The organism is Devosia sp. ZW T5_3, from assembly GCF_044987315.1.
In the GTDB taxonomy this organism is placed as follows: Bacteria; Pseudomonadota; Alphaproteobacteria; order Rhizobiales; family Devosiaceae; genus Devosia.
In genome coordinates, this window is record NZ_JBJDRE010000032.1 from 1 (window position 1) to 13896 (window position 13896).

A 13896-nucleotide genomic window follows, 5' to 3' on the forward strand; every position below is an offset into this window, starting at 1 on the left:
GGCCTGGGCCGCGTTCGGATTTTGCCTTGTGCTGCTGGGCATGGGCTTTGGCATTCCGGTGGGGGAATTGAGCTATCTGGCGTTCCGCTTGGTGCTACCCGAAACAATCAGCATGACGCTGGGCGCGCTGTGGCCGACGCTGATCCTCGCCTCGGCGGGGGCGGTGATCACCGTGATATTGGGGCTGGTGGCGGCCAAGATCGGCCAGCAGGCCGGGGGGATTTCGCGCGGCGCTATCCGGCTGGCGACGCTCGGTTATGCCATTCCCGGCACCGTGCTGGCGCTGGGGCTGTTGCAGCCGCTGGGCCAGGCCGATCTGTGGTTCAACCGCATGACCATGGCGCTGGCGGGATGGCGGCCAGGCTTGATCCTGTCGGGGTCGATGGCGGCGCTGCTCTATGTTTATGCGATCCGGTTTCTGGCGGTGAGCCATTCCACGCTCGACGCCGCGATCAAGAAGCGGGGCGATTCCATGCTGCATGCCGGGCGGGTGCTGGGGCAGAGCGGGCTGGGGCTCTTGCTGCGGGTGGATCTGCCGACGCTGATGCCGGCCATTGTGAGCGCGGCGACACTGGTGTTTGTCGAGATCGTCAAGGAATTGCCGGCGACCTTGCTGTTGCGGCCGCTCGGCGTGGATACTTTGGCGACGCTGGTTTATGGGCGCGCCAATGCAGGGCTGTTTGCGCAGGCGGCGATGCCCGCGCTGTTCATTGTGCTGGCGGGGCTGGTTCCGGTGATCCTTGCTACGCGGCTGGGCGATCGGCGGAAAGTATAACTACACTTGCTACTGCCATATCGGCGCCATTGCCCTATACCATCGGGCCATGGGAGCTGGCGCCTCATGCACCAGCACGCGCGATGTTCCGGAGGGACGCCGGAACCGCCGTTTTTGGAGTTACGGAATGGGCAGGATTTTGACGGGCGCCGCGATGGCGCTGGCCTTGGTTGGTGCGCTGAGTGGCGCAGCACTGGCGCAGCAGCCGACCGAAGTGCGGATCGGGGTGGCGCTGGAGCCACCAATTCTCGACCCAACGGCGGGCGCGGCCGAGGCAATCGATATCGTGGTCTACCAGAATATTTTCGAGGGCCTGACCGCCATTGACGAAAATGGCGCGGTGCAGCCGGGGCTGGCCAGCTCTTGGACCATTTCGGACGACAGCCTGACCTATACGTTCAAGCTGCATGAGGGGGTGACCTTTCATGACGGCACGGCCTTCGATGCCGACGATGTCAAATTCACCTTCGACCGGATTCTGGCCGCCGACAGCGTCAATGCGCATAAGGAACTCTATACGGACATCGCTGAAGTGAAGGTGGTCGATCCGTTTACAATCAGCTTCACACTGAGCAAGCCGGTGGGGCTGTTCCTGTTCAATCTGGGCCGGGGCGATGCGGTGATCGTGGCGCCGGAAAGCGCCGATAATAATGCGACGACGCCAATCGGCACGGGTCCGTTTGCCTTTGTGCAATGGGACAAGGGCAATCGGGTATTGCTCGAGCGCTACGAGCCCTACTGGGGCACCCTGCCCGCGCTGACCAAGGCGACATATCTGTTCATCGGCGACACGGCGGCCATGACCAGCGCGCTGCTGGCCGGCGATATCGACGGCACCAATAATTTTGCGCCGGATTCGCTGGCCGTGTTCGAGGGCAATCCGCAATTTAAGGTGCTGGTGGGCACGACCGAAGGCGAGACGATCCTGGGGACCAATAATCGCAAACCCCCGTTTGATAACCTCAAGGTGCGCCAGGCCATGGCCCATGCGCTGGATCGCCAGGCGATCATCGATGGGGCAACCTTTGGCTATGGCACGCCCATCGGCGCGCCCTTTGCGCCGCACAATGCCTATTATACCGACCTGACCGGCACCTATCCCTATGACCCGGCAGCGGCCAAGGCGCTGCTGGCGGAGGCGGGCTATCCCGATGGCTTCAGCGCCACGCTGAAACTGCCGCCGTTGGGCTATGCGCGGCTATCCGGGCAGATCATTGCCAGCCAGTTTGCGGCGGTGGGCATCAAGCTCGAGCTGATCAATGTGGAATTCGCGCAATGGCTGCAGGACGTCTATACCAACCATGATTTCGACCTGACCATCATCAGCCATGTCGAGCCGTTCGACATTGGAAATTATGCCAATCCAGACTACTACTTCGGCTATGACAATCCCGACTTCCAGGCGCTGATCAAGACACTCAATGAGACGGTTGACGACGCCAAACGCAAGGAACTGGCTATCGAGGCACAGACCATCCTGGCCAAGGATGCGGTCAACGGCTACCTGTTCGAGCTCGCCCAGACGGGCGTGTGGAACGCCAAGCTTGCCGGCATGTGGCAGAATTCGCCGATCGAGGGCTTGGTGTTGCGGGGGATTCACTGGGTGGAGTGACGCCGCCCCAGATCAGGGCCAACCGCCCCCTCCCCCGATAAAGCCCGGGGATTGGGGCGGCGCACGATGATCCTCTTCGCCCTGCGTCGTTTCCTCGGCTTTGCCGCCACTCTGTTGCTGGCAGCCGTAGTGATTTTTTACCTCCTCGATCTGCTGCCCGGCGACCCTGCGCGGTTCACCTTGGGCATTACCGCGACGCCCGAGGCGGTGGCCAATTTGCGGGCGCAGATGGGGCTGGATGCACCGGCGCATGAGAGGCTGTTGAGCTGGATTGCCGGCATGCTGCACGGGGATTTTGGCATGTCCTATACGCAGCGGGCGCCGGTGGCGGCGCTGCTGTGGGAGCGGCTGGCGGTGACGCTGCCGCTGACCGTGATGGCGATGATCATTTCGGTGGTGATCGGGCTGCCGCTGGGGATCATCTCGGCGCGGGCGCGTGGCAAGGCGCCGGATACGGCTATTATGGTGCTGGCGCAATTGGGCGTAGCCGTGCCCAATTTCTGGTTTGGCATGATGCTGACGCTGGTGTTTGCCGTGGCTCTGCGCTGGTTGCCGCCGGGCGGGTTTACGCCCTGGGGCGAAAACCCATGGCTGTCGCTGCGCGGGCTGGTGTTGCCGAGCCTGGCGCTGGCGCTGCCGCAGGCCTCGATCCTGGCGCGGGTGATGCGGACGGCACTGGTGGATGTGCAGGGGCAGGATTTCATCCGCACGGCGCGGGCCAAGGGGCTGACCATGGGCGAGGCGGTATGGCGGCATGGGGTGCGCAATGCGCTGCTGCCGGTGCTGACGATTCTGGGGCTGCAATTTGCCTTTCTGATCGCCGGCACGATCATCGTCGAGAATGTGTTCTATCTGCCGGGGCTGGGGCGGCTGATTTTCACCGCGATTTCCGAGCGTGACCTGATCCTGGTGCGTGGGGCGACGGTCGTGTTGATCGTGGCGGTGACGGCGACGATGTTTGCGGTGGATCTGGCCTATGCGCTGGTCGATCCGCGCCTGCGGGAGCGCAGCACGCCATGAGTTTTTTCAAGCGCCATCCCAATCTGGTGATCGGGCTCGCCGCGACCGTGCTGTTTGCCCTGTTGGGGTTGATCTCGCTGGTGTGGACCCCCTACCCGATTGCGCAGATCGACATCGGCCGGCGCTTTCTGGGACCAAATGCCGCGCATTGGCTGGGCACGGATAATCTGGGCCGGGACATGGCCTCGCTGGTCATGTCGGGCACGCTGACGAGCTTTGTGGTGGCGGCTCTGGCCGTTGCCATTGGGGCAGGCCTTGGCGTGCCGCTGGGGCTGGCGGCGGCGGCATGGGGCGGGCCGGTGGAATGGCTGGTGCTGCGCTTTTCCGATTTCCTCTTTGCCTTCCCGGCCATCATCGTTGCCATTCTGGTAACGGCTTTGTTCGGGCCGGGCGCGATCAATGCCGTATTGGCGATTGGGCTGTTCAATATTCCAGTATTTGCACGGGTGGCGCGGGGCGGTGCGCTGAGCATTGCAACGCTGGATTTCGTGGCGGCCGGGCGGCTAGCGGGGCTGGGACCGGCGGCCATCGCCTATCGGCATTTGCTGCCCAATATCATGAGCCTGATCATCGTGCAGGGGACTATCCAGCTCTCGCTGGGCATATTGGCCGAGGCGGGACTGAGCTATGTGGGGCTGGGCACGCAGCCGCCGGCCACGAGCCTGGGATTGATGCTGCGCGATGCGCAATCGATGTTCCTGATCCACCCCTGGCTGACGCTAGTGCCGGGGCTGTGCATCGTATTGATCGTGATTGGTCTCAATATTGCCGGGGATGGATTGCGCGACGCTATCGATCCGCGGCTGCGGCAGGTGAATGCCAATGTCGTTGCTTGAGGTCGAAGGGCTGTCGGTGCGCTTCGGCAGCACCGAAGCGGTTAGCGATGTGAGCTTCACGCTGGAGCGCGGCGAGCGGTTCGGCATTATCGGGGAAAGCGGGTCGGGCAAGACGCTGACGGCGCTGGCCGTGACGGGGCTATTGCCCGAAGGCGCCGTAATGGGCGGCAGTATCAGCATTGATGGGGTCCCCCTGCCCACCAATGAGCGCGAGATGGCGCGGCTGCGCGGCAAGCGGATCGGCATGGTGTTTCAGGAGCCGATGACGGCGCTGAACCCGCTGATGCGAGTAACCGACCAGATCGAGGAAGCGATCATTCTCAATCGCAGCGATAGCGCGCAGCTCGACGTGCCCTATCTGCTTGAGGAAGTGGGGCTGGAACTGCGCCACGGCGAGCGGTTTCCGCATGAGCTTTCCGGTGGGCAGCGGCAGCGCGTGATGATTGCCATGGCGCTGGCGAGCCAGCCGGACATTCTGATTGCGGATGAGCCGACTTCGGCGCTGGACCTGATTACCCAGAAACGCGTGCTGGATTTGATTGCCGAGATTTGCACGCGGCGGCACATGGCGCTGCTGTTTATCAGCCATGATCTGAAAGCCGTGAACGTGCTGTGCAGCCGGGTAGCGGTGATGCATCGCGGGCGGCTGGTCGAGGCTGGCCCCGCGGCCAGTGTGTTCTCGGACCCGCAGCAGGATTATACGCGACGGCTGGTGGCGGCGTCGCGGTTCGAGGTCACGCGGGAGGATCATCCGCTCGGTGACGCACCATTGCTGACGGTGGAGCAGGTGGTGCGCGACTATCGCCAGGGCGGGTTTTGGCCCTGGCATGAAAAGCCGCTGCGGGCGGTGGATGGGGTGAGCTTTGCCATTAGCGAGGGCGAATGCGTGGCGCTGGTGGGGCCTTCGGGCTGCGGCAAGACCACGCTGGCCAAGATCATTGTCGGGCTCGATAGCGCGACCTCCGGCCAGGTGCAGCTGGGCGGGGTGGCCTATCATGGCGCGGACCTGCCACGGGCGCAGAGGCGCGATATTTCGCTGGTGTTTCAGGACCCGTTTGGCAGCTTCAACCCACGGCTGACTATTGCCCAATCGCTGGGTGAGCCGCTGCGGCTGGAGGCCAAGCTAGACCCCGTGGAACGGCAGCGCCGGCTGGTCGAGGCCATCGAGGCGGTGGGACTGCACAGCGAAATGCTGGCGCGGTATCCGCATGAATTTTCGGGCGGGCAGCGGCAACGGCTGGCCATTGCGCGGGCGCTGGTGACGCGACCGAAGCTCGTGGTGCTGGACGAGCCGGTTTCAGCGCTCGATGTGTCGGTGCGCGGCGAAGTGCTGGCGCTATTGGCGCGGCTGCAGGCGGAATTCGGGCTGACCTATCTGATCATCAGCCACGATATCGACATGGTGCGCGCCGTGGCCGACCGCGTGCTGGTGATGGAAGCGGGACGGATCGTCGAAGAGGGGCGGCCGGAGACGATATTTGCCCAGCCGCAACATCGGCTGACGCGCGAACTGATGGCCGCGCGCCTGCCGGATGTGGGTGAGACGCTACTGGATCGTCGCGCCTGAGGCTTCGACCACCGGCGCCCAGCGTTCGACTTCGGTGGCGACATGGGTGGCCAGCTCTTCGGGCGTCGAGCCGACAACGATGGCGCCGACTTCGGCAAGCCGCTCATGGACCGCCGGATCGTTGATGGCAGCGACCGCGGCCTGGTTGAGCTTGGAGACCACTTCGGGCGGTGTGCCGGCCGGCGCGAACAGGGCGTTCCAGGTATTGGTTTCGTAGCCGGGCACGCCCGCTTCATCCATGGTGGGCACGTCGGGGAAGCTGGCGGCGCGTTCGAGCGTGGTGACGGCCAGCGGGCGCAGCGTGCCGGCTTTCATATGCTCGGTGGCCGAGGGGAGATTGTCGAAAATGATCGGCACGGCGCCGCTGAGCGCATCGACCAAAGCGGGCCCCGAGCCCTGATAGGGCACGTGGACCATATCGACGCCGGCCATGGACTTGAACAATTCGCCCGACAGATGCAGCGGCGTGCCATTGCCCGAGGAGGCATAGGCATGGGTTTCCGGCTCGGCCTTGAGCAGGGCGATCAGTTCCTCGACATTGGTGGCGGGGAATTCGGGATTGACCAGCAGCACATTGGGCACAGTCACGAGCAGGGAAATCGGCGCGAAATCGGCGGAGGGATCAAAGGGCGGCGTGGCGTAGAGCGAGGCGCTGAGCGCGTGGGTGGCAATGGTGCCCATCAGGATGGTGTAGCCATCGGGAGCCGCATCGGCCACGGCCGTGGCGCCGAGTACGCCGCCCGCACCGGCCTGATTGACCACCAGAACCTGCTGGCCCAATTGGGCGCTCATGGCCTCGGCAACAATGCGGCCGACCAGGTCAGTCGAGCCGCCGGCGGCGAAGGGGACGACCAGATTGATCGGCTTATTGGGAAAATCCTGCGCGATGGCAGGCAAGGACACGACAAACGCCCCGGCCGCAATGGCCAGGGTTGATAGCAACGACTTCATCAATGGGTTCCTCCCCGGGGTGACGGGAAGGCAATTGCGGCTGGATGGATTTGGTTCCACCCGGCCGGCAAAATAATTGCTCAGCTCAGAATTCCGATATAGGCCCCGAAGGGCTCCAGATCGAGTTCGCCATTGATCGGGGCGGCGATCACGCCGGGGCATTCGGCATGATGGGGAGCAAGCCCTTCGGGAATGGCGAACTCGGCAGCGCTGTTGCCCATGTTGAAGACGCAGAGCAGGCGGTCCTCGCCCTCCTCGCGGGTGAAAGCGAGGATGTCGCCGGTGGAGTCCAGCAGGGTGATTTTGCCCTTGGCGAGGGCCGGATGGGCTTTGCGGAAGGCCAGCAGCGAGCGGTAGAATTCGAGCACAGAGCCCTCGACGCCGTGCTGGGTATCGACGGCATGGGTCAGGTGTTCGGCCGGCACGGGCAACCAGGTGCGCTCGGCAGTGGAGAAGGCGCCGTTGCGGACATGGGCCTGCCAGACCATGGGCGTGCGGCAGCCGTCGCGGCCTTTGAATTCGGGCCAGAACTCGATGCCATAGGGATCGACCAGATCGGCAAAGGAGAGCTCGGCTTCCTTGAGGCCGAGCTCCTCGCCCTGATAGAGGCAGACCGAGCCGCGCATGGCCAGGATCAGCGTAGCGGCAAGGCGGGTGAAGGCGGCTTCCTGCCCGTGCACGGCCCAGCGGCTGACATGGCGCACCACATCATGGTTGGAGAAGGCGAGGCAGATCCAGCCGTCGGGGGCCTGGCCTTCGGTGGCGGCAATCGAGGTCTTGAAGTGTTCGGCGGAGAATTCGCCGCCCAGATAGTCGAAGGTATAGGCCATGTGCAGGTGATCATCGCCCGAGGTGTATTGGGCCATGAGCTCGAGCTGGTGCTGGCTATCGCCGATCTCGCCCACCGTGGTGGTGCCGGGATATTCGTCCATCAGGGCGCGCAGGCGGGTGAGGAAGGCGAGGTTTTCCGGGCGGGACTTGTCGTAGATATGTTCCTGGAAATTATAGGGGTTCACCGCCGGAGCGGTCGAGGCATTGAAGTCCTCGGGGCGCACCACGGGATTATCCTCGAAGCCCAGCGAGCAGAAGTAGAAATTGACCGTATCGAGGCGGAAGCCATCGACGCCCCGCTCGAGCCAGAAGCGCATTTCGCCCAGCAGCGCATCCTGCACTTCGGGATTGTGAAAGTTCAGATCGGGTTGGGAGACCAGGAAATTGTGCTGGTAATATTGCATGCGCCGGCTATCCCAGGACCAGGCGGAGCCGCCGAAGATGGAGAGCCAATTATTGGGCGGGGTGCCGTCGGGCCTGGGATCGGCCCAGACATACCAGTCCGATTTGGCATTGGTGCGGGACTGGCGGCTCTCGGAGAACCAGGCGTGCTTGTCCGATGAATGGGAAATCACCTGATCGATGATGACCTTGAGGCCCAAAGAATGGGCCTTTTGCACGAGCCGGTCGAAATCCTCCAGCGTGCCGAAGCTGGGATCGATATCGCGATAATTGGAGACGTCGTAGCCGAAATCCTTCATTGGCGAGGTGAAGACCGGCGACAGCCAAATGGCGTCGACGCCCAGATCGGCGACATAATCGAGCCGGCTGGTAATCCCGACGAGGTCCCCCACGCCATCGCCATTCTGGTCCTGATAGGAGCGCGGATAGATCTGGTAGATCACGGCCCCACGCCACCAATCGAGATCGCGAGTGGCTTCGTCCGGGTGCTTCTGCTCGGTCATCAGGGAAGTGGCGGTCATTGGGGGCTCCGGGACACGCGGGGTTGGGCTGCATGTCCTAGAGTGCTGACACGGCGGAGCTATGGCAAGGGATCGCTAGCCCCGCAGCGCGGGCAAGCCTGCGAGAATTTTTGTGGCGATGGCGCGGAAGGCCTGGGCTTCGGGGCCATTGGGCGCGGAGACGACGGGGGGCTGGCCGATGTCGGAATTTTCGCGGATCGACATGACCAGCGGGACGGCGCCGAGGAAGGGCATGTCGAGCGCCTTGGCGGCGGCTTCGGCGCCGCCGGTGCCGAAAATGTCGTAGCGGGCGCCGGTATCGGGGGCGATGAAATAGCTCATATTCTCGATCAGGCCGAGCAGCGGCACGCCCATGCGGCGCAGCATGTCGATGGCCTTTTTGGCGTCGATCAGGGCCAGTTCCTGCGGGGTGGAGACGATAACGACGCCATCGACTTCGGATTGCTGGAACAGCGAGATGTGGATATCGCCGGTGCCGGGGGGCAGGTCGACGACGAGGATGTCGATGTCGCCCCAGTCGGTTTCGCGCAGCAATTGGCGCAAAGCCGAGGTTGCCATGGGGCCGCGCCAGACTACGGCCTGGTCGGGATTGAGCATGGAGCCGATCGACATGGCCTTGAGACCGAAGGCGCTATGGGGCGTGAAAATGCCGTCTTGGCGGATGGCGGGCCGGCCTTCGAGGCCCAGCAGCTTGGGGATGGAGGGGCCGTAGAGATCGGCATCGAGAATGCCGGTGCGCAGGCCTTCGGCGGCAAAGGCCAGGGCCAGATTGACCGCGGTGGTGGATTTGCCGACGCCGCCCTTGCCGGAGCCAACGGCGATAATGCGCTTGATGCCAGGCACGGCCCGTTTGCCGGCCGGAACCGGACTACCATGGGAGAATTTCGGGCCGGCGGGCGGCTTGCCGGAGGTGAGCGACACCATGACCTTGCGCGTGCCGGCGACGGCCTGCGCCGCCAACTGGGCCTGTTCACGCGCGGGGCCGAAGGCGGCTTCCATGCCCGGCGCCACCGCAATGGCGAAGGCCACTGCACTGGGCGTGACGATGATTTCGGACAGGCCGCCATAGCCCGACAAATCTCCGCCACCGGGAATTTCCACGGCAGCGAGCGCGGATTTGATGGTGGCGGCGAGTTCGGTATCGGCCATTGGGGACCTTTTGCTGTGCCTGGCCCCTGCCCTTCCCCTGACAAGAGGGTGGATCGGCCGCAGGCCGAGATGGTGAGGGGCTACAGACCCCTCACGCGATTATCATAAGGGTCGTAGACCCCTCATCCGCCCTGTGGGGCACCTTCCCCACAGGGGGAGAAGGCAGAGAACGCGATCCCTAGAGGATCGACTGGCCCGTGGCTTTCCAGTCCTTGAGGAAGCCTTCGATGCCCGCATTGGTCAGCGGGTGATTGGCCAGCTTGCGGATCACGTCGGGCGGGATGGTGGCGACGTCGGCGCCGGCCAAAGCGACCTGGGTAACGTGGTTGGGCGAGCGGATCGAGGCGGCCAGGATCTGGGTCTCGAACTGGTAATTGTCGTAGATCTGGCGGATGTTTTCGATCAGCTCGACGCCATCAAGATTGATGTCATCCAGACGGCCGAGGAAGGGCGAGATATAGGTCGCGCCAGCCTTGGCGGCGAGCAGGGCCTGATTGGCCGAGAAGCAGAGCGTGACGTTGGTTTTGACGCCGCGTTCCTTGAAGGTCTTGGTGGCCTTGAGGCCATTGAGCGTCAGGGGGAGCTTGACCACGACATTGTCGGCCAGCTTGGCCAGCACTTCGCCTTCGGCAATCATGCCGTCATATTCAAGGCTGGCGACTTCGGCCGAGACCGGGCCGGGCACGGTGGCGCAGATTTCCTTGACGACTTCCTTGAAATCGCGGCCGGACTTGGCAATCAGCGACGGATTGGTGGTGACACCATCGAGCAGGCCGGTATCGTACAGCTCCTTGATGTCCTTGATTTCTGCAGTGTCGACGAAGAACTTCATGGTTCCCTCCTAGAGCTGTTCAGCAAAATGTGTAGCACGGCGGGGCCGGGCTGCAAGGCGAATGGACTGGCTTATTTGCTCGCCGAGAGCATGGCTTCCGCCAAGTCGCCGACCCGATCCTCCGGGATGCCGGCGACATTGATGCGACTGTCACCAATCATATAAACACCATTGGCGGCTTTTAAATGCTCAACGACGTCATTGGGCAGTCCAAGCAGCGAAAACATGCCGCGATGGGTGGCGATGAAGTCGAAATCCTTGGAATTTGAACGCTGGCGGATGGCTTCGGCCAGCTTTTCGCGCAGCATGATCATGCGGCCGCGCATCTGGTTGAGCTCGGCTTCCCACTCGGCGCGCAGATCCTTGTCCTCAAGGATGGTGCGGATGATTTCGGCACCGTGATCGGGCGGCTGCGAATAGGCGCCGCGGATGATGTTGAGGAGCTGTGAATTGGTGACGTCGGCCTGGTCCGCATCCCTGGCGATGAGGATGGCGGCGCCGATGCGCTCGCGATAGAGGCCGAAATTCTTGGAGCCCGAGAAGGCGATCAGCGCTTCGGGAACCGAGGCGATCACCTTGCGGGTGCCATAGGCATCTTCGAGCAGGCCATCGCCAAAGCCGAGATAGGCCAGGTCAATGAAGGGTAAAGCGCCGGTGCGGGCAAGGCTTTGCGCGACCTGATCCCATTGTTCATTGGTGAGGTTAGCGCCGGTTGGATTGTGGCAGCAGCCATGCAGCAGCACGACGTCGTCCTTGCCCAATTTATCAAGTGCGGCAAGCATTTGCGCGAATTTGACGCCACGGGTTTCGGTGTCGAAATAGGGATATTTTTCGACCTTGAGACCGGAATTCTCGGCAATCGGGTTGTGATTGGGCCAGGTCGGATCGGAGACCCAGACGGTGGCGCCGGGCTTGGCGCGGTTGATCAGCTGCATCAGAACCCAGAGCGAACCAGTGCCGCCGGGGGCCTGGGCGATGCGGACGCGGGAGCGGTCGACGCTATCGGCCAGAGCAAGATCGAGCACGGCGGCGCCGAAGCCCTTATTGCCGGCAATGCCCAGATAAGTCTTGGTTTTTTCGTTTTCGAGAATGCGCTGCTCGGCCTTGCGGACGGCGGACATGACGGGCGTGACGCCCTTTTCGTCCTTATAAACGCCGACGCCGAGGTCGATCTTGGTGGAGCGCGGGTCGGCCGCGTATTCGCCCATGAGCGCCAGGATCTTGTCGCCGGGGGCCTTGGTGAGGGTCTCGAACATTTTGTGGAGCAGTTCCGGTGGGAAGGCGGGGTCTTTATAGGCGGCGGAGGATTTTTTGCAATTGCAATCGGCTCAGCGTTTGAGGCCGGTTTTGTCCAGTTCGGCGATCAATTGCGGAATGATTTCAAAGAGATCGCCGATGAGAGCGATGTCGGCAAGCTTGACCAGGGGCGCCTCGGCATCGGTGTTGATGGCGATGATTTTCTTGGCGCCCTGGATGCCGGCAAGGTGTTGCAGGGCCCCGGAAATGCCGATGGCGATGTAAAGATCGGGGGCGATGATCTTGCCGGTCTGGCCGACTTGCCAATCATTGGGGGCGTAGCCGGCGTCGACCGCGGCACGGGTGGCGCCGACTGCAGCGCCGAGCTTTTTGGCAAGGGATTCAATGAGTTGGAAGCCCTCGGCGGAGTCGACCGCAATGCCGCCGCCGACCACGATCTGGGCGGTGGCGAGATCGGGGGTGTCGCTCTGGGTGCGATGGGCGGCAATGACCTTGGCGGCGGAGGAAATGCCTGAGACATCAAGGGGTTCGATGGGAGCGGCATTGCCGGACGCGGCGGCGCGGAAGGCCGAGGCGCGCAGGGTGAGGATGTGCTTGGGCTGGTTCGAGGTGACGGTTTGCAGGGCATTGCCGGCATAGATCGGGCGCTCGAAACGGTTGGGACCGAGTATGGCGACGATATCGGTGACCGGCATGAGGTCGAGCTTGGCGGCAAGCCGCGGGATGACATCCTTGCCAACCGATCCGGCACTTGCGACCAGATAATGATAACGGACTGCTAACGTTGAGAGTAGCATTTCGAGGCTATCGGCAGCGAATTGACCTTCGGCGGTCAAGACCTTGGTGACGCCGGCAAGACTGGATGCGGATTGGGCGGCGGCGGCGATATCTTCGCCGGCCACCAGGATTTCGACCGGGCCTAGCTCGGCCACTGCATGCACCACGCGGGCGGTGGCGGGCGAGAGGACGCCGAGGTCGTGATCGGCCAGAACCAGAACGCTCATTACAGCGCCTCCATCTGCGAAATGTCGGCGGCGATGAAGGCGGCGAGTTCAGCAACAGAGCCGACAGTCTTTCCTGCCACGCGCTCGGGTGGCGGGGATATCTTTTCCACCGTGAGGCGCGGGGCGAGGTCGACGCCGAAATCGGCGGCAGCGCGGGTGGTTAAGGGCTTGGAGCGGGCCTTCATGACCTGCGGCAGGGCGGCATTGCGCGGGGTATTGAGGCGGAGGTCGGCGGTGACGATGGCGGGCAGCGGCAGCGCCAGGGTCTGGCGGCCGGTGTCGACTTCGCGGGAGACTTCGAGGCCCTGCCCTGTGACTCTGATTTCGGAGGCGAAGGTGGCCTGGGGGCGGCCCGTCAAGGCGGCGAGCATCTGGCCGACATGGTTGGAATCATCGTCGACGGCCTGCTTGCCGAGCAGGACCAGATCGGGATTTTCCTCGGCGACGATCTTGGCCAGCAGCTTGGCAATGGCGAGGGTTTCGAGCTCGGCATCGGTTTCGACCAGGACGCCGCGATGGGCACCCATGGCGAGTGCGGTGAGGATGACGTCAGTCGCCGGCTTGGGGCCGATGGAGACGACGACGACTTCCTCGGCCTGGCCCGCTTCGGCAAGCTGGACGGCGGCTTCCACCGCGTGCTTGCAGAAGGGGTTCATCGACATGCGGACGCCATTGGTCTCGACGCCCGAACCATCGGGGCGGACGCGAATGCGAACGTTGTGATCGACCACGCGCTTGACGGCGACAAGTATCTTCATGGGTGTTTGCAAAGTCCCTCGAAACTGGAGGTGTCATGGCAAAGTTGGGCGAGGCGGACAAGGCTGGCAAGGGAAATTCTGACCAGCGGGGGCGGGATTTTTGGAAAAGGGTGCTGGTAGCGGGGCCACGGGGTCAGTCGGGCGGAGGGCGGAATCCATGTCCGTGGCGTGCCGCGCCGTCCAGCGTGTGGATGGCCTTCAGCATGGATCCCGGCCTGCGCCGGGATGACATTGTGAGTGGGATGAGGCTGGTGGCACGACCTCGTGGTTCGACAGGCTCACCATGAGGTCTACTTAGGGGGCGGCTGGGTTGGGCGTGAGGTTCAGTGCAAGCGGGGAGTGGCCCTCGGGTCGGGCCCGAGGGAGGGCGGTGGGGAGGAG

At 63.4% G+C, this 13896-nt stretch carries 12 protein-coding genes; 5 read left to right on the forward strand and 7 right to left on the reverse strand.

What is annotated here, in order from left to right; all coding sequences use genetic code 11:
• The 5 genes from ACI3KW_RS22895 to ACI3KW_RS22915 form a co-directional block, all read left to right on the forward strand.
• Positions 1-775 (forward strand): ABC transporter permease (locus tag ACI3KW_RS22895; protein WP_404850006.1); only part of this gene is annotated, 775 nt, incomplete at its 5' end.
• 127 nt (positions 776-902) lie between these two features.
• Positions 903-2387: an ABC transporter substrate-binding protein gene (locus tag ACI3KW_RS22900; RefSeq protein WP_404850007.1), complete on the forward strand. Its 1485-nt coding sequence runs from the start codon at positions 903-905 to the stop codon at positions 2385-2387.
• A 66-nt stretch (positions 2388-2453) separates the two neighbouring features.
• Positions 2454-3407, forward strand: a complete 954-nt coding sequence (locus ACI3KW_RS22905) for an ABC transporter permease (protein ID WP_404850008.1) — start codon at positions 2454-2456, stop codon at positions 3405-3407.
• Entirely contained in the window at positions 3404-4243 is an 840-nt protein-coding gene (locus ACI3KW_RS22910; protein ID WP_404850009.1) for an ABC transporter permease, read from the forward strand. The genes ACI3KW_RS22905 and ACI3KW_RS22910 overlap by 4 nt, the downstream gene beginning before the upstream one ends.
• Positions 4230-5810, forward strand: coding sequence for a dipeptide ABC transporter ATP-binding protein (locus ACI3KW_RS22915; protein WP_404850010.1), 1581 nt, complete (start codon positions 4230-4232; stop codon positions 5808-5810). Before ACI3KW_RS22910 ends, ACI3KW_RS22915 begins: the two co-directional genes overlap by 14 nt.
• Here the strand turns inward: ACI3KW_RS22915 and ACI3KW_RS22920 are convergent.
• From ACI3KW_RS22920 to ACI3KW_RS22950, 7 genes are all read right to left on the reverse strand, one after another.
• Entirely contained in the window at positions 5790-6761 is a 972-nt protein-coding gene (locus ACI3KW_RS22920) for a Bug family tripartite tricarboxylate transporter substrate binding protein (RefSeq protein ID WP_404850011.1), read from the reverse strand. The two genes, ACI3KW_RS22915 and ACI3KW_RS22920, sit on opposite strands and share 21 nt — an antisense overlap.
• 80 nt (positions 6762-6841) lie before the next feature.
• Positions 6842-8515 (reverse strand): alpha-glucosidase, encoded by a 1674-nt coding sequence (locus ACI3KW_RS22925; protein ID WP_404850012.1) that lies wholly within the window; start codon positions 8513-8515, stop codon positions 6842-6844.
• Positions 8516-8590: 75 nt separating this feature from the next.
• Complete coding sequence (locus ACI3KW_RS22930) at positions 8591-9664, reverse strand: Mrp/NBP35 family ATP-binding protein (RefSeq protein WP_404850013.1); 1074 nt, start codon at positions 9662-9664, stop codon at positions 8591-8593.
• A 178-nt stretch (positions 9665-9842) separates the two neighbouring features.
• Positions 9843-10496: a fructose-6-phosphate aldolase gene (fsa, locus tag ACI3KW_RS22935; protein WP_262169643.1), complete on the reverse strand. Its 654-nt coding sequence runs from the start codon at positions 10494-10496 to the stop codon at positions 9843-9845.
• Between the two features lie 71 nt (positions 10497-10567).
• Entirely contained in the window at positions 10568-11752 is a 1185-nt protein-coding gene (locus ACI3KW_RS22940) for an aromatic amino acid transaminase (protein WP_404850014.1), read from the reverse strand.
• Positions 11753-11824: 72 nt separating this feature from the next.
• Entirely contained in the window at positions 11825-12757 is a 933-nt protein-coding gene (locus tag ACI3KW_RS22945) for an electron transfer flavoprotein subunit alpha/FixB family protein (protein ID WP_404850015.1), read from the reverse strand.
• On the reverse strand, positions 12757-13515 hold the full coding sequence (locus ACI3KW_RS22950; RefSeq protein ID WP_404850016.1) for an electron transfer flavoprotein subunit beta/FixA family protein: 759 nt from the start codon (positions 13513-13515) through the stop codon (positions 12757-12759). Before ACI3KW_RS22950 ends, ACI3KW_RS22945 begins: the two co-directional genes overlap by 1 nt.
• Positions 13516-13896: the final 381 nt, after the last annotated feature.

Coding starts and splice junctions, on each gene's coding strand:
- fsa (WP_262169643.1), bottom strand. CDS start 10,496: ATGAAGTTCTTCGTCGACACTGCAGAAATCAAGGACATCAAGGAGCTG.
- ACI3KW_RS22945 (WP_404850015.1), bottom strand. CDS start 12,757: ATGAGCGTTCTGGTTCTGGCCGATCACGACCTCGGCGTCCTCTCGCCC.
- ACI3KW_RS22930 (WP_404850013.1), bottom strand. CDS start 9,664: ATGGCCGATACCGAACTCGCCGCCACCATCAAATCCGCGCTCGCTGCC.
- ACI3KW_RS22920 (WP_404850011.1), bottom strand. CDS start 6,761: ATGAAGTCGTTGCTATCAACCCTGGCCATTGCGGCCGGGGCGTTTGTC.
- ACI3KW_RS22910 (WP_404850009.1), top strand. CDS start 3,404: ATGAGTTTTTTCAAGCGCCATCCCAATCTGGTGATCGGGCTCGCCGCG.
- ACI3KW_RS22905 (WP_404850008.1), top strand. CDS start 2,454: ATGATCCTCTTCGCCCTGCGTCGTTTCCTCGGCTTTGCCGCCACTCTG.
- ACI3KW_RS22900 (WP_404850007.1), top strand. CDS start 903: ATGGGCAGGATTTTGACGGGCGCCGCGATGGCGCTGGCCTTGGTTGGT.
- ACI3KW_RS22950 (WP_404850016.1), bottom strand. CDS start 13,515: ATGAAGATACTTGTCGCCGTCAAGCGCGTGGTCGATCACAACGTTCGC.
- ACI3KW_RS22940 (WP_404850014.1), bottom strand. CDS start 11,752: ATGTTCGAGACCCTCACCAAGGCCCCCGGCGACAAGATCCTGGCGCTC.
- ACI3KW_RS22925 (WP_404850012.1), bottom strand. CDS start 8,515: ATGACCGCCACTTCCCTGATGACCGAGCAGAAGCACCCGGACGAAGCC.
- ACI3KW_RS22915 (WP_404850010.1), top strand. CDS start 4,230: ATGTCGTTGCTTGAGGTCGAAGGGCTGTCGGTGCGCTTCGGCAGCACC.